Annotated in this window: 19 protein-coding genes; 11 read left to right on the top strand and 8 right to left on the bottom strand. The window is 69.3% G+C overall.

Annotated features, from left to right (window positions below; genetic code table 11):
- Window positions 1–56: 56 nt before the first annotated feature.
- The 7 genes from OG730_RS08410 (at window position 57) to OG730_RS08380 (ending at window position 6,370) form a co-directional block, all read left to right on the top strand.
- Window positions 57–1,328: an MFS transporter gene (locus tag OG730_RS08410; RefSeq protein ID WP_327303628.1), complete on the top strand. Its 1,272-nt coding sequence runs from the start codon at window positions 57–59 to the stop codon at window positions 1,326–1,328.
- Window positions 1,329–1,811: 483 nt separating this feature from the next.
- Window positions 1,812–3,092, top strand: a complete 1,281-nt coding sequence (locus tag OG730_RS08405; RefSeq protein WP_327303627.1) for an ATP-grasp domain-containing protein — start codon at window positions 1,812–1,814, stop codon at window positions 3,090–3,092.
- Entirely contained in the window at window positions 3,092–3,967 is an 876-nt protein-coding gene (locus OG730_RS08400; protein ID WP_327303626.1) for an SPDY domain-containing protein, read from the top strand. Before OG730_RS08405 ends, OG730_RS08400 begins: the two co-directional genes overlap by 1 nt.
- Before the next feature lie 24 nt (window positions 3,968–3,991).
- Window positions 3,992–4,477 (top strand): hypothetical protein, encoded by a 486-nt coding sequence (locus tag OG730_RS08395; RefSeq protein WP_327303625.1) that lies wholly within the window; start codon window positions 3,992–3,994, stop codon window positions 4,475–4,477.
- Between the two features lie 104 nt (window positions 4,478–4,581).
- Window positions 4,582–5,547: an MSCRAMM family protein gene (locus tag OG730_RS08390; RefSeq protein ID WP_327303624.1), complete on the top strand. Its 966-nt coding sequence runs from the start codon at window positions 4,582–4,584 to the stop codon at window positions 5,545–5,547.
- Between the two features lie 70 nt (window positions 5,548–5,617).
- Window positions 5,618–6,067, top strand: coding sequence for a hypothetical protein (locus OG730_RS08385; protein ID WP_327303623.1), 450 nt, complete (start codon window positions 5,618–5,620; stop codon window positions 6,065–6,067).
- Window positions 6,068–6,130: 63 nt separating this feature from the next.
- Entirely contained in the window at window positions 6,131–6,370 is a 240-nt protein-coding gene (locus OG730_RS08380) for a DUF8825 domain-containing protein (protein ID WP_327303622.1), read from the top strand.
- A gap of 337 nt (window positions 6,371–6,707) precedes the next feature.
- Here the strand turns inward: OG730_RS08380 and OG730_RS08375 are convergent, their stop codons facing one another.
- Entirely contained in the window at window positions 6,708–6,992 is a 285-nt protein-coding gene (locus OG730_RS08375; RefSeq protein WP_327303621.1) for a DUF6087 family protein, read from the bottom strand.
- A 309-nt stretch (window positions 6,993–7,301) separates the two neighbouring features.
- Here OG730_RS08375 and OG730_RS08370 point away from each other — a divergent pair, with 309 nt between their 5' ends.
- The 3 genes from OG730_RS08370 to OG730_RS08360 all read left to right on the top strand — a co-directional run bounded on the left by OG730_RS08370 (window position 7,302) and on the right by OG730_RS08360 (window position 8,761).
- Complete coding sequence (locus OG730_RS08370) at window positions 7,302–7,655, top strand: SPDY domain-containing protein (RefSeq protein ID WP_327303620.1); 354 nt, start codon at window positions 7,302–7,304, stop codon at window positions 7,653–7,655.
- A gap of 55 nt (window positions 7,656–7,710) precedes the next feature.
- Window positions 7,711–8,004, top strand: a complete 294-nt coding sequence (locus tag OG730_RS08365) for a hypothetical protein (RefSeq protein WP_327303619.1) — start codon at window positions 7,711–7,713, stop codon at window positions 8,002–8,004.
- 91 nt (window positions 8,005–8,095) lie between these two features.
- Window positions 8,096–8,761 (top strand): SPDY domain-containing protein, encoded by a 666-nt coding sequence (locus OG730_RS08360; protein ID WP_327303618.1) that lies wholly within the window; start codon window positions 8,096–8,098, stop codon window positions 8,759–8,761.
- Between the two features lie 104 nt (window positions 8,762–8,865).
- Here the strand turns inward: OG730_RS08360 and OG730_RS08355 are convergent, their stop codons facing one another.
- The 3 genes from OG730_RS08355 to OG730_RS08345 all read right to left on the bottom strand — a co-directional run bounded on the left by OG730_RS08355 (window position 8,866) and on the right by OG730_RS08345 (window position 11,904).
- Window positions 8,866–9,558, bottom strand: a complete 693-nt coding sequence (locus tag OG730_RS08355) for a hypothetical protein (RefSeq protein ID WP_327303617.1) — start codon at window positions 9,556–9,558, stop codon at window positions 8,866–8,868.
- A gap of 85 nt (window positions 9,559–9,643) precedes the next feature.
- Window positions 9,644–10,105, bottom strand: coding sequence for a hypothetical protein (locus tag OG730_RS08350; RefSeq protein ID WP_327303616.1), 462 nt, complete (start codon window positions 10,103–10,105; stop codon window positions 9,644–9,646).
- A gap of 80 nt (window positions 10,106–10,185) precedes the next feature.
- On the bottom strand, window positions 10,186–11,904 hold the full coding sequence (locus OG730_RS08345) for a relaxase/mobilization nuclease domain-containing protein (protein ID WP_327303615.1): 1,719 nt from the start codon (window positions 11,902–11,904) through the stop codon (window positions 10,186–10,188).
- Window positions 11,905–12,024: 120 nt separating this feature from the next.
- On the opposite strand from OG730_RS08345, the gene OG730_RS08340 reads away from it, so the two are divergent.
- Window positions 12,025–13,110 (top strand): IS630 family transposase, encoded by a 1,086-nt coding sequence (locus OG730_RS08340; protein WP_327303547.1) that lies wholly within the window; start codon window positions 12,025–12,027, stop codon window positions 13,108–13,110.
- Here the strand turns inward: OG730_RS08340 and OG730_RS44280 are convergent.
- From OG730_RS44280 to OG730_RS08320, 4 genes are all read right to left on the bottom strand, one after another.
- Window positions 13,107–13,742 carry a MobC family plasmid mobilization relaxosome protein gene (locus OG730_RS44280; RefSeq protein ID WP_442814859.1) on the bottom strand — a complete coding sequence of 212 codons (636 nt, stop codon included), beginning with the start codon at window positions 13,740–13,742 and terminating at the stop codon, window positions 13,107–13,109. The genes OG730_RS08340 and OG730_RS44280 overlap by 4 nt on opposite strands.
- Entirely contained in the window at window positions 13,739–13,984 is a 246-nt protein-coding gene (locus OG730_RS08330) for a hypothetical protein (protein ID WP_327303613.1), read from the bottom strand. The genes OG730_RS44280 and OG730_RS08330 overlap by 4 nt, the downstream gene beginning before the upstream one ends.
- Before the next feature lie 105 nt (window positions 13,985–14,089).
- A complete protein-coding gene (locus OG730_RS08325) occupies window positions 14,090–15,256 on the bottom strand; it encodes a DUF2637 domain-containing protein (protein ID WP_327303612.1) in 1,167 nt (388 codons plus the stop codon).
- Window positions 15,253–15,873 carry a WhiB family transcriptional regulator gene (locus OG730_RS08320; protein ID WP_327303611.1) on the bottom strand — a complete coding sequence of 207 codons (621 nt, stop codon included), beginning with the start codon at window positions 15,871–15,873 and terminating at the stop codon, window positions 15,253–15,255. Before OG730_RS08320 ends, OG730_RS08325 begins: the two co-directional genes overlap by 4 nt.
- Between the last annotated feature and the right edge of the window lie 52 nt (window positions 15,874–15,925).

Below are 15,925 nucleotides of genomic sequence, written 5' to 3'. Positions count from 1 at the left end.
GAGGGCTGAAGACTCCCGGCCACCACCCATCGGCCACACCCCGACTGAAAGTGATCATGACCCGTCACAGAGCCGCTGGTGGCCGCCACGCCCGCCTGCCCGACCACGGCATCTTCCGCCGCATCTACCTGCCGCGGACCATGGACGCCGCCGCGTTCAACCTGGGCACCTACGGGATCCCGCTGCTCGTCCTGGCCACCACGTCCTCGGCCATGCTGACCGGCCTCGCCTTCGTCCTGGAATGGATTCCCCGGATCGGAGCATTCGTCGGTGCAGGCGCAGCCGTCGACCGCCACGGCGCGGCTCGAGTCTTCCGTACGGCGACGACCATCCGGACTCTCGTCGTCACCACGGCGGTCCTGGCCCTGACCTTCATCGACGACAAGCTCATCACCACCGTCTCGGTGATGGCCCTCGCCGCCGTCATCGGCGTCCTCACCGAATACTCCTACGTCGCCGCGGAGACCGCCGGCGGCGCCGCCAGCCGGGAACCAGGCCGAGTCGAGCACCGCGTGCAGTCCGTACTGCTCAGCATCGACCAGTCCGCCACCCTCGCCGGACCCGCCGCCGGCGCCTTCCTCCTCCAGTACGCCGGCCAGCAGACCCTGCTCGTCACCATCGGCGCGCTCTCACTCCTGGCCGCCGTCACCTCTCCCCGTTCCCGCCGGACCCAGCCCAACCCCGAGAACACAACCGTCCGCCAGGGCCTGCGCATGGGCTGGTCGACCCTCAGGGCACTCCCTGCCCTCGGATGGTTGATCGCAGGCCTGACCGTCAGCAACTTCGCCACCGGCCTCCTCCAGGCCGCGGCCCCCGTGATCGTCGTACAGAACTTCGGCCTCAGCACCGCGTCCGTCGGCCTCATCTGGTCCGCCGCCGCGACGGCCGCCCTCCTCGCAACGACCCTGTCCCGGTTCGCCATCGACCGCTTCGGGCTCTGGCCCGTCGGCACAGCGGGAGCCCTGATCGCCTCTCTCGGCGGCATCGCCGTCTCCCAGGCCGACGCCTACACGCCCTTCCTGGTCCTCGTCGCCATCCTGATGGCCGGCGAAGGCTCCATGACCGTGGTCCTGCGCACCCTGCGCTCCCGCCTCATCCCGCGCGACGTCTTCGGCGCCACCCTCAGCATCACCATCCTGATCATGCTGCTGCCCTTCCCGATCGCCGGCGTACTCGTCGCCATCACCCCGCCCGCAGCCCTCGGCCACGTCATGACCGGCTGCGCAGCTCTCCAGGCCATCGGCCTGGCCACCGCGTTCTGGCGCCTGCGCCGCGATCCCGCCCTGCACGACACGAACAGACCAGCACTCGAACCGGTAGCCGCTTGAGTCCCGACGCACGGAGAGCCATGCCGTCCCCGAACCGCCACACCTCGTCGTTCAGCACCGACCAGGCCGTGGCCGCCGCAAGCCTTCTACGAAGCCTCACCTCACGGCTCCACAGCCTTCCCGGGCCCGAAGCAGAATCCCTCGCCCAGTCGCTGCTCGTCCCCGCCGGACTCGTGCACGACCTACGCGTGCTCGTCGAAGCCGCGACTGCCCGTGCCGGAATCAGGTCACCCCCTGGCGAAGCTTCACTGCCCGAGCTCCGACAGCATCCGGCCGACGTCGAGCAGCGACCTGGTGGCAGGCCCGCTCCGGTCAGGCGGCCACCGAACCGGTCTTCCTCTCCGGGCACCCGAGGTCTGACCCACCCGATGGCCTCCGTCGCGCCGGAGTAGCCACCCGCCCACTTTCCCGGCCCGCGCTGATCCGGCACCGCGAGCGGGCCACCGCCCCCAACGAACCTCTAGAACGGGACCCTTCCGACCCTTGTCTTCCACTCGCACCGCCCCCTCCCGCCCCGTCGTCCTGGTGGTCGCCCCCAACGACTTCCTCTACCGGGGCTACTGCCTGCAGGCGGTAGCCGCCGCCTACGACACCGTCGTCATCACCCCGAGCCCCATCACCTGGGAGCACGAGCTGGTGATCGACCACGAGACGGCCGATCCGTACGACCGCCAGGCCCTGCTGAGCGCGGGCGAACTCCTTGCCGCGCGCAACCGCGTTGCCGCAGTCGTCACCTGGAACGAGACGCTCCTCGTCGCGACCGCGCACCTGGCCCAGCACCTGGGCGTCCTCACCGACGACCCCCAGGTCCTCCATGCTTGCCGCGACAAGGCCACCAGCCGTGCCCAGTTCGCCCGCCATTGCGTTCCCTCTGCGCAGTCCATCAAGGTGGTCTCCCTACTGGAGAGCGCCCTCGCGGCGGAATCCATCGGCTACCCCGTCGTGCTCAAGCCAGCTGGTCAGGCAGGCAGTGTCGGCGTGATCCGGGTGGACAAGGCCGAAGAGCTCCCGGAGGCGTACGAGTTCGCGACCGCCGGGGCGAACCTGCACGGCGGCCACTCCAACGACGTCCTGGTCGAGGAGTACCTCGACGGGCCGGAGATCTCCGTCGAGTGCGTCACCCACCGGGGCCAGACCACCGCCGTGGCTATCACGCGCAAGGAGCTGGGTTTCGAGCCCTACTTCGAGGAGACCGGCCACAGCGTGGACGCGGCCGACCCGCTGCTCGCCGAGGCCGGCCCGATCGCCACGGCCGCCGTGGCCGCCCTCGGGGTGACGACCGGCATCTCCCACGTTGAGCTCAGGCTCACCGCGACCGGCCCGCGGATCATCGAGGTCAACCAGCGGATCGGCGGCGACCTGATCGGCCGCCTGGTCCAGCTCGCAACGGGCATCGACCTGCCCCGCGCCGCCGCAGACCTCGCCCTTGGTATCGCACCCGACCTCACCCCCACCCGCCGGCAGGCTGCTGCCGTACGCCTGCTCTACCCCGATGTCTCGGGAACCGTCATCGAGCGCGGTATCGACCCCAGCCTGCTCGACGCGGACTGGCTGGCTCAGGTCAGCTGGATCAGCGAGGTCGGCGACCAGGTCGTCCTGCCTCCGGAGGGCGACGTCGATGTCGCCCGGGTCGGCCTCGTCGTCGTGACCGCAGCGGACGCGGCCCAGGCCGCCGCCCGTATCCAGGAAGCCCAGGACCACATCACGGTCGTCGTCCGCCCCACGCTGGGGAAACCCGTCAGCAGCACGGGGGGACAGAACTGATGGGGGAGAGTCTCCCCGGCGCCGAAGCCGAAGACCTCGACGGCGATGTCTACGTCACCCCCCGCTACCTCGCCGGCCCCACCGCGATCGGAGACCCAGGGCTTCAGCCCCTGCGCGACCTGGGCTGGCGACTCGAACACGATGACCTCGGCAACTGCTACGTGACCGCGCCCGACCGACGCGTCCGACTCGGCTACCTCCCCGAAGGCGAGGACGACGGCCTCTGGCGGATCTCCGCCTACCGCGACCCGCACGCCGCCCCTGTCTGGGGCGTCTGCTTCAGCGACACAGCGCCCACCGAGTTCGTCACCGCGTTCACCGAAGCCCTCGCTCAGAGCTACACCGAAGGACCCCAGGCCTACCTTCCCCACATGAAGGGGAGCGCCTACGACGGGCTCGTTCCGCTGATCCACAACGGGTGGAAGCTAACCCGCGCTGAAGAACGGACCCTCGAATGGACGTCGCCCGACAAGCTCGCGGGCGTCGCCTTCACCACCGGTGACCTCGACCCCGAGATGGAGTTCACCACCCTGGACGCCCGGTGGCTCATGCGGGGTGGCCCGCAGGGATGGAACCGCTGGTACGCGACGGCCTCCTCCGAGACCCCCGTCAACCTCGTCACCGCGATCACCGCGGCGATTGCGGATCCGGCCCCGATCCTGCGCTGGGAGCAGGAGATGCCAAAGGTGCTGCGCGAGCGCGCCGAGCTCACCCCCGTGCGACCGGCCCCGCCCAAGGCACCGACACCTCTCGACGTCGCCCGTTCCCGCCCCCGAACACTGCCCAGCGCCCGCACACACAGCGTCCCGCGCTGGTCGACCAGCACCGCCCCGAGCGCGCGCCTCCCCGCACCCGCCCGCCGGTCGGGCCGCTGAACCTGAACCTCTGGAGGTGCTGAATTGTCCCTACAGCCACGCTGGTTCTTCGACCAGGAACTTGCCCTCGGCCTCCCCGGCGGCACGGTCATCGGACAGAGCTACTACGCAACGCCCAGCCCCCGGAGCCCACTGCGCCTGCGAGTCGACTTCCACCCGACCATCGTTCACCGCGAATACGGGGGACTGCGCGTCCGGATCCTCCACGAAGACAAGGGCACGATCGACGGCGTGATCCTGTCCTTCGCCGACCACCGAACCTTTGAGCGTCGCGACCAGGCCGCCGGCAGCTACCCGGGCCTCAGCGGGCACGGCGTCTTCACCGACTACACCACCGCCAAGGGCGGACCCGGCTGGTCAGGAGGCGACTGGACACCACTGAGGGAGGCCATCACGCGCTACGCCGACCTCTGGTTCCCCCCGAAACGCCCTCGGGGAGCCGTTCGGTCAGCCGCGGCCCCGACCCTCCAGGCCACACCAGCGAAGCCCGCGACCATCCCCAGGCGATGAACCGCACGTCAGCAGGACAGTCACCCACTTCCACCCAATGTCCCCAGCACGGCAGACCGCTCTTCCCGAGCAGCCGCCACCCCCACCACCAGGAGCAGCACCACTTGCCCAGCCGCCACACCGCCCAAGTCCTCGTCCTCACCCTCACCGCGCTCACCGCCACCGTTCCCTTCGCCCACGCCAACGCGAGCCCCGCCCCGTCCACCCCGCCGCCGGCCCCGACCGAGCGCTCCGCGACGACGGGCGGGATCGAGATCCAGAAGAAGGACCCGGCAGGCGACGTCCTCGCCGGCGCTTCCTTCGCCCTCCTCGACGCCTCCGGCAGGCCGGCGGCCGAAGGGAAGACCGGCACCGATGGCCTCCTGCGCCTCGACGGCCTCATGCCCGGGGCCTACCGCCTCAAGGAGACCGCCAGCGGGAGCCCGATCCACGACACCGTCGCTGACCAGGACGTCATCATCACGGATGCCGTCACACCCCTGGTGATCATCGACCCGTTCAAGGCGGCCGATCTGATCGTCAAGAAGACCGACAAGGAAACCGGCAAGCCCTTGCCCGGCGCGGTGATCAACGTGACACTTGCCGGCACAAAGGGGGAGGCGGTCACCCTGACCACGGGACCCGACGGAACCGCCAAGGCCAAGCTGCCGGTCTCCGCACGAGCAGGCACCGCCTACATCGCCACCGAGACGAAGGCCCCGGGCGGATACCAGCTGTCGGCCAAGCCGGTGACCGTCACCGCGAAGCCGGGCGCACAGGTCACCGCAGAGTTCACCAATTCGAAGATCCCGCCGACCAAGCCCCCGACCAGCACGCCGCCCACCTCCCCGGCCTCGCCCAAGCCGAGCACTTCGGCCACCCCTTCGGCGACGGCCTCCGCATCCCCGTCAAGCACGCCCACGGTCGCCGAAACGGCGTCGAGCACCACCACCCCTGCGCCGACCGGCTCCCTTGCCAACACAGGGGGTGGAGCGGCCCGATGGATCGGCATCCTGGCCGGGGCACTGATCATCGCGGGCGGCGGAGCCGTCTGGGCCTTGCGCCGGCGGACAGAGCGAACGACCCACTAACCGCTCCTTCGCCGACACCCTCCACGCAGAACAGACGGCCAGCTCACTGGCCCCCTCCTCCAGGAGCTACATGACTGACTCCATCGAGCCCGACGTCCTGTACGGACAGACTCCAGGCAGTTCGCATCCGCTGTGGGTTGCCGTGCTCAAGGACCTACCCCATGCCCTTGCCGTACTGGAACGGCATGGCTTCCAGCCGACCATGATCGGCGATCTGGAACTCTTCGCTCTCCCAGAAGAGACCAGCACGCAGTTGAGCGCCGAACTGCACCTTGCGTCGTACACGGAGCTGGCCAACGCCGGCTACACGGTCATGTCCACCCCCGCGCACCCCGCCCTCCCCATCGAACTGCTCGGACGAATCGAACGACGTACGGCCTTGGGGCCCACCAGGCCGCCCTCCGCAGGACCTGGGCAGGGGCGGGGGGCGAGCCCTGGCAGCCCGAGGACGGCCGCACTGGCCGCGAAGCCCGTTGTGCCGGACACCTTCCGCCAGCCACCGACGCGTGGTGGCAGCTGACCGTGGCCCATGGCCTCACTGATCAAGTCGCACATAAGTTCGAATGCGTGTTGGAATGGACGGATGCAGTTCATCCGTTTTCCTGACGATCTCCTGGCGCTGCAAACAGCCTGGTTGCGTACGTACGAGGCTATGGCCGTCCCGCCTGCCGGAATGGGCACCAGCCTGCACCGGCGCCAGCTCATCCGGCTCTCCTGCGACATCGCGGCTCACCCTTTCTGGGCGATGCCGGGGCGCTCGACGGCCGCACGGGTGGAGCTGCTGCGACAGGCACGTGCGGATCGTTGGGCGCGCGCCGCGTGAACCGGATCACGCCCAGGCAATGGGCGATCCTCGGAGCGCTCCGCGATCATCTGGCCGAGTACGGGGTTGGCCTCACGGTGCGGGAGCTCGGGGAGAGGGTTGGGCTGGCCGGCAGTAGCAGCCTCGCACCAGCTTCACCGGCTGGAGGCGGCGCGGCTACTGACCCGGAGCGGGAGGGAGTGGACGACGGTGACGTTGACCGGCGCCGCGATGAAGCTGCTCGCCCACCAGCCCTTGGTGGGATCTCGCCGGGTGGTGTAGCTGGACCGAACGCAGGAGGCGAACTGCCAGCGGGCGTCAGCGAGTCTCCCGTGGGGTCTCCGGACAGGCTGCCTAGTCAGGGCTTGCGGTGGCGGCCTGGCTGCTTCGGCTGCGCCGGCTGTGCACGCTGCTGCGGCTGGGGCGTCGGGTAGAGCAGCCGACACGCCTCCGCGAAGTTGTCCACGATCATCAGCGCCTGCCAGGCAAAACCGTCCCACTCCAAGATCATGCGTGGGGCATCGGGGTTCATATGGGCCGCGCGATGCGGGCCGTTTCCAAGCGTGACGGCCTTGAGCTCGCCGGGCGCACGCAGGCGCCCTTGGCGGCGTGCGGCCCAACGGTCGAGGGGTTCGTCGTTCATGGGCTTCCCTCCGTGAAGAGCAGCACCTTACCGAAGCCGCACAGCGCACCGCTGCCATCTCCGGCGCACCGTGTGCATCCGGACGGCGACAGGTACCGCCACCACCGTGCGGTGGTGGCGGAGCCCCAACCACAATCGAAGAACGCCGAGCGAGGGCGGCACCCTATCAGGGGTGCCGCCCTCGCTCTGTGCTGTCCGGACATCGCTCACGGCAGACGAGCAAGACGCGCACACCTCTGGAGAGACCGGCCGACCCCATGTCAAGGTTGACCCCTTCCCTAAAGCTGCAGGTCAGAGAGGTAATCGCGCATGACCGTCGAGGTAGGTCGCCACGGATTCTCCACGAGCATCGAAGCCCTGCGGATCCGGACCTGGATGCTAGGACGGGGCCAGCCCTCCCTGGTGATCGACCAGTTCAACGCCGAGGACTTCCACTTCGTGGTGGACGACAGGGCCGACATGCACATCGCCAGCAAGGACGGACGCCTCTACCTCGGATGGTTTCCCGAAGGCCGCCCCGGCCGACTTGATGAGGGATGGCGGTTGGCCGTCACGGGAACGGCAACCGTGCCCGGCTACAGCATTGGCTTCGACGTCGAGACCCCAGCCCACGTCATCGCCTCGGCGGTCACCGCCGTCATCTCTACCTCACGTCCGGCGTGACACGCACATCATCGAGCACGACTCCACCACTTCAGCATCCAGCTCCGGAGGCTCCATGCGCCCCACATCCGCAACGGCAGACGCCACCGCCGCCGAGATCATCGAGCACCTTTCGCGCTACGCCCCCGACACCCCGGTGCGCATGGCCATCAACCCCGAATTCCCCTACGCCCACACGCTGGGAGGCATCGTGCTGGGCATGGGTCACGACGGCCGCCCCGTCATCTACATCGGGGAAGCGGGGCAGGTGGGCTTCCTGCCGGCCCTCACTGCCCAGGATCTGGGCTGGCACCCGCGCACCGTCGTGCCGGCCAGGACGCGCCGAGGAGTAGGAGCCACTGACCAGTGACCATCCCCTGGAAGCCCCGGAGGCGCCCCTGAACGCCGAACAGCCCGAAGAGCGTCCGAGCCTCGACGTGCTCTGGGTCAGCCCGAGACACTTGGCCGGCGACGACGGAGAGCTGGCGGATCGTGTGGGAGACGAGCTCGTCGGCGCCGGATGGTCGTACTGGGTAACTGCGCGTCGGACGCTCTTCTACGCGAGCCCCGATCAACTCCGCTGTGCCGAATGGGTCATGGCCGACCCGCTCACCACGGAGCTGGCCGACCTGCCCGTCGCCTGGGAGATCTCCGCACGCGAGAACTCTTCACGCGCCACCGTGAACTGGGCGGCTTACTTCACCCGCGGCGTGCCCTACGAAGCCGTTGCCGCCTTCGCCCTCGCCGTTGCGGATCGCACGGAACCCGCGTGGGGATTCGACGGCCCCGAGGCCGTCCCCGAGATGCTGGTGGCCGGCGGCTGGCAGGGGGACGTGGACGACCCGGACTTCACGCTCTGGGACGAGTCCTTCACGGCCTGCATGACCCGGGCGCCGCTTCCTGACGGGATTCAGGACCAGGACCCCCGCCCCGATATGCCCGGCTGGCAGGCCTGGTCCCAGCCGGAAATCGCGGGTCCGTACCTGTGGGTCGCTGCGTTCAGCACGTCCACACCGCATGAGCTGGTCGCGTCCTTCGCGACTGGCCTGGTCGGCGACGCGCCCGTTCCGCGCCGTGTCCTGCCGGCGTCTTCCCAGGCGCGCCTTACGATCCGGCCTTCCCTCTGACGAGGGCACGGCTGGAGGTTGATCAGCGGCGCGCGTGATTCGCATACAGAGCACTGGCCCCCAGCGAGATTCTTCGCTGGGGGCCAGTGCGTTTTCGGGGCACGTCAGCCTGCGGTCTTCAGGGCCTTTGCCAGTGCCTCGTCGACGTGGGCGTCGACCAGGGCGGGGCTGCCCGAGAGGACGATCAGCACGTTGCCGGAGCGGACGGCGATCTGCTTCATCACGCTGGGGCGTCCGCCGGCCGTGAGCGTCAGAACGTGCCCCCACTGCTCGTCGCCGCGCTGGGGCGTGGTCACCTTTTGGACGGTCACGTCGATGGGAACGTTTCCGGAGACCATCTGGTATTTCGGGCACGACTGCATGGCGGTGAAGATCTCCCGGGACCGGGCGGAGATCCTCTCTTCGGTGTCGCTGTAGACCTCTTCGCTCAGGTCGGAATCCTTCGAGGCGTACGTGAAGGACACCTTGGCCTGGTTGGGGAAGTCCAGCGAGCCGTCCGCCGGTCCGGAGCCGAGCTTCTCCAGGGCAGGGCACCCGACGACGGCCATGTCGTCGTGCTTCGACGTTGTCTCGGGCTTCACCCGGTAGTCGGAGCCCAGATCGATCAGGTCGAGCAAGCGGGGGCCGAGTTCAGCGCTGGTCAAAGGCTTCGCGGATACGCCGGATCCGTCGCTGCTCTTCGCCTCTGCCCGGGCCGATGAGGCCGGCGCGGAAGGTGCGGCAGCCTGGGAACAGCCGGTCAGCGCGAGGGCTCCCAGAGCCGTGAGGCTGAGCAGATTCTTGACGTTGTTTCGCATATGTGATTCCCCCCAGAATTCGTGTGCGGCCGTACGCTACCCCGATCACCTCGGGTGGGGTAGATCCATCTCGCCTGGTGTGCGATCAGAGGATCACTCCCGCGAAGGTCCCGTCGTAGCCGAACGAGGCCTCGCCATCCTCCCTGCTGGTGTAGAGACCCTCGACCGGCCCGGCGGTCCGCTCGTACCAGGCCGAGTCCAGCCCGGGAACGGGGGTGTCGTGACCGGAGCGGCAGCGGACCCACACCCGCCCGCCGGAGCTCAGTACGAGCCAGTCGCGGTACACGCCGCACTCCGCGCAGGACACCACGACCCCGTCCACGGTCAACGGCGCCCAGTAGCGCATCATCGACCCGGCCAGATCCCCGGCCGCCGGGACGTGGAGCTCCGCCGGTATCTCAAGCTCCACGTCCTCGGGCTCCACGTTGCTGGGCTCGGTACTCGCCGGGACAGGCCGGGCGGGCTCCTCAGCCGCCGCGATCAGTTCTGCCGCGGCAGCACGGAACTCGTTCGCCTGGTCGTGGTGTCGGTCGTGCCGGCGGAACATGGGCGCCTCCCGGGCCTGGTGTGTGGTGGCAGGGGAGAATCCTCTCCCGGCAGCGGCTCGCACTTCTACTAAGGAAACGATCAGCGGCCCGGGGCTGGACGATCCTGCCGAGGGCTGCCCTGACCTGGGACGAAGCTCTGCCGCGAGCGGACGGTGCTTGCCCTGGTGCCCTTTGCGGGAGAGTCCGTGCCAGCGGCGGCAGGCAGGTCTGCCAACCGGCGAAGGCGCCACACCAGCACGTCGGACACCGACTCCGCAGTGTCCAACTCGCGGCGCGAGGCGGCCTCGGTCAGGAGCGGGACCACGTCATGGCCGGCTGCCTCTGCCTCGGCGAGCGTTGCCGCCAGCGCCGGCCACCCGGCCTCGTCGAGCACCCGCTGCGCGAGATCCGGGACCGCCTCGCGCATGGCGGAGCCGTACCTACGCTGGAGCGGCAAGGTCAGCTTGCGGCCCCGTTCGCGCAGGACGCTCAGCGGCGCCGCGGCGGCGTTGCGGTACGCCTCACGCAGGTGCTCGGCTGTCTGTTGCGCTGCCGCGGCCTGCTGGGCGTGGCCCCTCTTCGCATGCCAGGCCGCAGCGGTGATGACGAGGAAGAACAGCATGTCAATGACCATCGCCGTGCCGGCGCCGTCCTCACCGCGCCCCAAGGCGGGACCGCCTCGGACGAGGTCCCGGGCTGCCTGACGCAGGACGCGGTCCTGCTGCCGTTCGGCACGGATATGAGAGCGTGATGCCCGCTCGAACGCGAAGGCGGCGTCGGAGAGTTCACGCCGGGTGTGGGCGGCGCTGGTCTTGGCCAGGGCGTCGAGCACTTCTCCGACGTCGGCGATCTGGGCGGCTGCCGCGCCGTCCTCGTCCTGGTCGATGACCAGCAGTGCAGTCCACACCGCACCGGTCGCTGAGCGGCGGGCCTGCGACGGCCTCGGCTGCGGGCTGCTGACCGCGGTCTCGTCGGGAGCTTCCTGCCCGCCGTATCGCTGGCGGATCCGGGGGAGGGAGAGATCGGGAGCCAGCTTGGCGCCGGCGTAGAAGATCGGTTCGCCGTCCTTGTTCCGGTCCGAGGGCAGGGCGACCTTGTAACCGAGGAGATCGCCGCTGGGTGCGACACGGCGTACGACGAGGAGGCCGGCGGCGCCGAGACGGTCGAAGAACTCCGCGTCGTTCACGGCGCCGGCCACCGCGCGGCGGACGGTCTCGCGGAGCTCCTCGCGCGCGGTACGGGTCCTGCCGGTGCGCTCCGCCTTGTGTCGCTCAGCGCTGGTGGGCCGCTGGGCTGCGGTGCGGTCGCCGGAGTTGAGGCGGCGCAGCCCGAGTTCGGCTTCCAGGCGGCGGGCTTCGTCCTGGACGCGCTGGGCGTCGTTGTCGAGGTCGGGTTTGTAGCCGTCCTCGCGGACGAGGGTGGCGATGATGTGGATGTGGTCGTCGGCGTGCCGGACCGCAGCCCAGCGGCATCCCGCTCCTTGGTCCGGGTCGTCGATTCCGGCTGCGGCAACCATGCGCCGGGCGACGTCCGCCCACTCCTCGTCGGACAGGATCCGGTCGGTGGGGGCGTTGCGGACCGACAGGTGCCACACATGCTGGGCTGGGCGGCTGCCCTCGTCAACGTTCTGTACCGGCTGGTCGAGGAGGCGCTGGAGCTGCTTCAGGGTGGCCTGCGGGTCGCGGCCGGGGTCGGGGGCGTTGTCGTCCCAGGAAGCCACCAGGTGCGGGTCGGTGTGCTCCTCGTACTTGCCCGGCCCGTACAGGTAGGCGAGCAGGCCGATGGTGCGTTTCCCGCGGTTGTGGATCCTGGGGATCATGCCGGTGTTGTCCTTCTAGTGATCTGGGTTTGAGGTCTGGGCTCGCCCCATGAGTCGTGTTCTGTTTCAGATCTTGGGTTCTGCCTGACGGGGCGGGTTTCGGTCCGGTGTCCTGACGGGATGGGCGATAACAGGCTGCCGCCAGTGGTGCTGTCGGAAGCTGAGCGACTGACGTTGGAGAGCTGGGCCGGGCGGCGTTCAACTGCGCAGGGCCTGGCCCAGCGAGCGCGGATCGTGCTCGCGTGCGCACGAGGGTGGAACAACACCGTGGTCGCCGCGCGGTTGGACACTGAGCGCAAGACGGTAGCCAGATGGCGGTCCCGGTTCCTGCGGGACCGCCTGAACGGCCTGTCGGACGAGCCGCGGCCCGGGGTGCCGCGGACCATTACCGACGCCCAGGTCGAAGAGGTGGTGGTCCGCACCCTCGAACAGACACCTGCGGGCGGGACACACTGGTCGAAGCGGGAGCTGGCCAAGGTGGTGGGGATCTCCCCGGCGAGCGTGCTGAGGATCTGGCATGCCTTCGGCCTGCAGCCCTGGCGGACCGAGACCTTCAAGATCTCCCCGGACCCGTTCCTGATCGACAAGATCCGCGATGTCGTCGGCCTCTACCTCGCCCCGCCGGCGAACGCGGCCGTGTTCGCCGTGGACGAGAAACCGCAGATCCAGGCCCTGGAGCGGACCGCACCGGTCCTGCCGATGCTGCCCGGAGTCCCCGAACGGCGGAGCTTCGACTACGTCCGGCATGGCACCGTCGACCTGTTCGCCGCCCTGAACACCGCGACTGGCAGGGTGATCACGAAACTGTCCGCGCAGCACCGGGCTGTGGACTTCCGGGACTTCCTCGACGACATCGACCGCCAGACCGATCCGGGCCTGGCGGTCCACGTCATCTGCGACAACCTCTCTGCCCACAAGGCGCCGGTCGTGCGCAAGTGGCTCCTTGCGCATCCCCGGTTCCAGCTCCACTTCACTCCCACGTACTCGTCGTGGATCAACCAGGTCGAGCGGTGGTTTGCCGAGCTGGAACGACGCTGCCTCGAACGCGGAGTGTTCTGCTCACTCGACGACCTCAAGGCCGCACTCGAAGGCTGGATCGAGGTCTGGAACGACCAGGCCAGGCCGTTCAAGTGGACCAAGACCGCCGACCAGATCCTCGACCGCATCTGCCGCTACTGCGACAGGATCTCCAAACCAGGTCACTAGGTCTGGTTCAGCAGGTGGTCGGTGGCGGCCTGGACGCGGTCCACGGCCCGGCGGACGGCGGCGAGGACCGCGTCCAGTTCTTCGGGCTGGCCGCCGGAGTTGATGGCGCGGGTGATCTGGTTGAGATTGGTGCCGACGCGGCCGAGGTGCCGGCGGGCGGCGAACAGCTCCGAGACCATCTCGCGGTGGCCGGCGATGGCGGCGGCGCTGTTATCGAGGTCGTGCGCAGCGGCCATGCCGCTGCGGGCGAGGAAGGCGGGCAGGGTCGTGTGGACTGCTGCTGCGGCGCTCGACAGCAAGGTCCTCTCGTCGTCGTTCAGGCGGACGCTGCAGACGTGACTTCGCTTGTCGGATGGCGGCTTTGGGGAGCGCTTACGCGAACTGTTCGGTGCGACGCGCTGTCGGCGTCGGGGCGGTTGCTTCTCCTCCGGCTGCGATCCGCCCTCGGTCGCCGCCTCCCGGACCAGTGCCCCCCGGCGCTGGTCCGGACCCGCCACCCCCGGGGCGGGCTCTGGCCAAGACACCTTCCCCAACGGGGAAGAGTGTCTTGGCCGATAACTTGCTCGCCCTGAGGTCGAGTTAGTGGGTGTCGAGTGGGTCTCTTTGGGTGGGCCCGAGAGTGGATCCGTCATCGGTTGACGCCCCGGCTTCCGTGGTCGAGGCACTGGGCCCGGGCCGCGAGGTCCAGCAGCTCTTCGGGGCCGGGCAGCACCAGCACGGGCGATTCCGGCCCCTCCTGGACCAGCCATTGGCCGGTCGGTGCAGGCAGGGCTGCGTGCAAGTGACCTCGGCGCACGAGGACTTCAGCCCAAGCGGCGGCAACAGCAGCGTTGTTCGACGGTTTCGGGAGCCGGTTGCTGGTGGATGAGGACACGAAGACTCCTTGAGGAAGAGGAGCGGGGCGTCCGGAGATGTCTCCGGGCCGCCCCGCGTCACGATGGGTGAGCGACCGGTCAGGGATGTGCTGGGTGTCCGTGCATCAACGGGTTCGACGCTTTGGCCGAGGCAGGTGGGCGAGCTCGGGGTCCTCGTACAGGACCTCTTGGAGCTCTCGGAACCGCTCGTTGCTGATCGTGAGGTGCTGTTCGCGTAGGTACGGTCCGATGACTCGGCGGGTCATTCGGCCGCCGGCCAGAGCCGCGTCACGGGCGATCGGGACGAGTATTTCCAGGGGGACTGGGTCAGGAAAGGGGGTGTTGGTCTGGTCCGCCGCGCCAGTTCCGGTCCCGCCGCTACGCTGGTCTGGGGGCAGGTCTGGTCCGGCCCCTGGAGGCTCCGGTGCAGGATCTTCGTCGGGAGCGTGGTCCGCCGCAGGGGCTGGTCCACCTTGCTCGACGGGGTGCGGGAGGGCTTGGTCCGCGATGTCACCTGCGGCTTTGCCGGAACGGCCGTGATCGGGTTCAGGCTTGCGTGTGGCGAGATCGCTCCCCTGGTGGGGTAGGCGGGCCGCTGCCGGTGCGCCCCTAACCACCCCGCCGCGCCGGAGATGGTCCGCCGGGGAGACCGCCGCCTGGTCGCCTTCCCCACTTCGCGGATCGAGGCCAGCGGTGTGGTCCGCGTCCCCTCGGTCCGCCTGACCGATGACCGTGTCCGGGCGGTCTGGTCCGCTGACGTCCGCCTCCGACGGGCCGGGCCGGATGAGGGATGTGCCGGACCGGACCAGAGAGGCAGTAGGTTGGTCCGTCGGTTTGGTCCGCGTCTGGTCCGCAGGGTGGTGCCGGGTGATGAGGATGTAGAGGTGGACCGCACCGGCGAGCGCAAGGGGAGCAAGGGTGGACAGGATCGCCACCACGGTGTCGCCCAGCTGCAAGCCGTTCGGGCTGAGGGCCTGCTGGTTGAGACGCACCGCGTGAAGTGCGTTCGCCCAGATGCTGGAGGCGGTGGCCGTGCCGAAGAGCGTCCACACGTACAGCCGGGCACGCAGGGGAGCTTCGGCGAGTACCAGCAGGGCCCGCACGCCGTAGGCGATGAATCCGTCGACCACCAGCGGGAACAGGTAGGTCAGGAATCCCCGGACGTGGATGGCCACGGCCATCTGCTGGAGTGCGTCGTACGACAGGGCGCAGCCAGCCGTGCCGAGGGTGATGATCGCGAGGCGGTCCCAGAACCCGATGGGGGCGACGGTGTGCGCGGGGGAGTCCTTCACGCGGCCTCCCCAAAGGCCGTTCGGAGCTCCGGGCCGCAGGCGGCAGCGGCGTCGGTGGTGGGTGCGGTCGAGGCCCTCGCCGGATCGCCGGCTTCGCGCGCGCGGGACATCTGTCGGAGCCACTCGCGGTCGCGGTCCGTCACCAGCTCGGCCTGCTCGCGCATCAACCGGCGGGTGTAGTCGAACTCGCTCTGCAGCAGCATCACCAGGCGTTCGACGCTCCACCCCCGCAGGTAGGCCTGGCGGACCACAGCGTTGCGCTCGGGAATCGACAGGGCGACGTCGCGTCCCCGGAAGATGGCGTGCACCCGGCTGTAGTCCAGGCGCTTGGCGACCTTGTTGTGGAAGGGCCGCCGTTCTGCCTCGGTGAGTCCGGCTCGGAATCCCCTCCGGGCGTCGCCGTCCATGGCGCCGTCGAAGCACTGCTGCACGACCGGGCAGCTTGCGCAGATCGCCTTCGCTTCCTCGGTGCTCTTCGTTTTGGTGACCGTCGGGAAGAAGATCTCGTCGGCTGCGGCTGCGTCCATGCCGTAGCAGGAGCCCCGCTCGGCCCAGGTCCGGTCGGTGATCCCGAGCATGCCGACAAGGGGGTTCTCGTGGGTGGTGATGTATCGCAAGGTGTTCTCCGTTGTGCTTCACGGCCGGCACGCGATCACCACGGCGCCGCAG

The sequence above is a fragment of the Streptomyces sp. NBC_01298 genome, from assembly GCF_035978755.1.
In the GTDB taxonomy this organism is placed as follows: Bacteria; Actinomycetota; Actinomycetes; order Streptomycetales; family Streptomycetaceae; genus Streptomyces.
This window is presented reverse-complemented; position numbering and strand designations above follow the sequence as displayed.

Excerpts from the sequence above, each read along its gene's own strand:
- OG730_RS08410 (WP_327303628.1), top strand. The coding sequence starts at position 57 with ATGACCCGTCACAGAGCCGCTGGTGGCCGCCACGCCCGCCTGCCCGAC.
- OG730_RS08400 (WP_327303626.1), top strand. The coding sequence starts at position 3,092 with ATGGGGGAGAGTCTCCCCGGCGCCGAAGCCGAAGACCTCGACGGCGAT.
- OG730_RS08385 (WP_327303623.1), top strand. The coding sequence starts at position 5,618 with ATGACTGACTCCATCGAGCCCGACGTCCTGTACGGACAGACTCCAGGC.
- OG730_RS08380 (WP_327303622.1), top strand. The coding sequence starts at position 6,131 with ATGCAGTTCATCCGTTTTCCTGACGATCTCCTGGCGCTGCAAACAGCC.
- OG730_RS08375 (WP_327303621.1), bottom strand. The coding sequence starts at position 6,992 with ATGAACGACGAACCCCTCGACCGTTGGGCCGCACGCCGCCAAGGGCGC.
- OG730_RS08370 (WP_327303620.1), top strand. The coding sequence starts at position 7,302 with ATGACCGTCGAGGTAGGTCGCCACGGATTCTCCACGAGCATCGAAGCC.
- OG730_RS08365 (WP_327303619.1), top strand. The coding sequence starts at position 7,711 with ATGCGCCCCACATCCGCAACGGCAGACGCCACCGCCGCCGAGATCATC.
- OG730_RS08355 (WP_327303617.1), bottom strand. The coding sequence starts at position 9,558 with ATGCGAAACAACGTCAAGAATCTGCTCAGCCTCACGGCTCTGGGAGCC.
- OG730_RS08350 (WP_327303616.1), bottom strand. The coding sequence starts at position 10,105 with ATGTTCCGCCGGCACGACCGACACCACGACCAGGCGAACGAGTTCCGT.
- OG730_RS08345 (WP_327303615.1), bottom strand. The coding sequence starts at position 11,904 with ATGATCCCCAGGATCCACAACCGCGGGAAACGCACCATCGGCCTGCTC.
- OG730_RS08340 (WP_327303547.1), top strand. The coding sequence starts at position 12,025 with ATGGGCGATAACAGGCTGCCGCCAGTGGTGCTGTCGGAAGCTGAGCGA.
- OG730_RS44280 (WP_442814859.1), bottom strand. The coding sequence starts at position 13,742 with ATGACGGATCCACTCTCGGGCCCACCCAAAGAGACCCACTCGACACCC.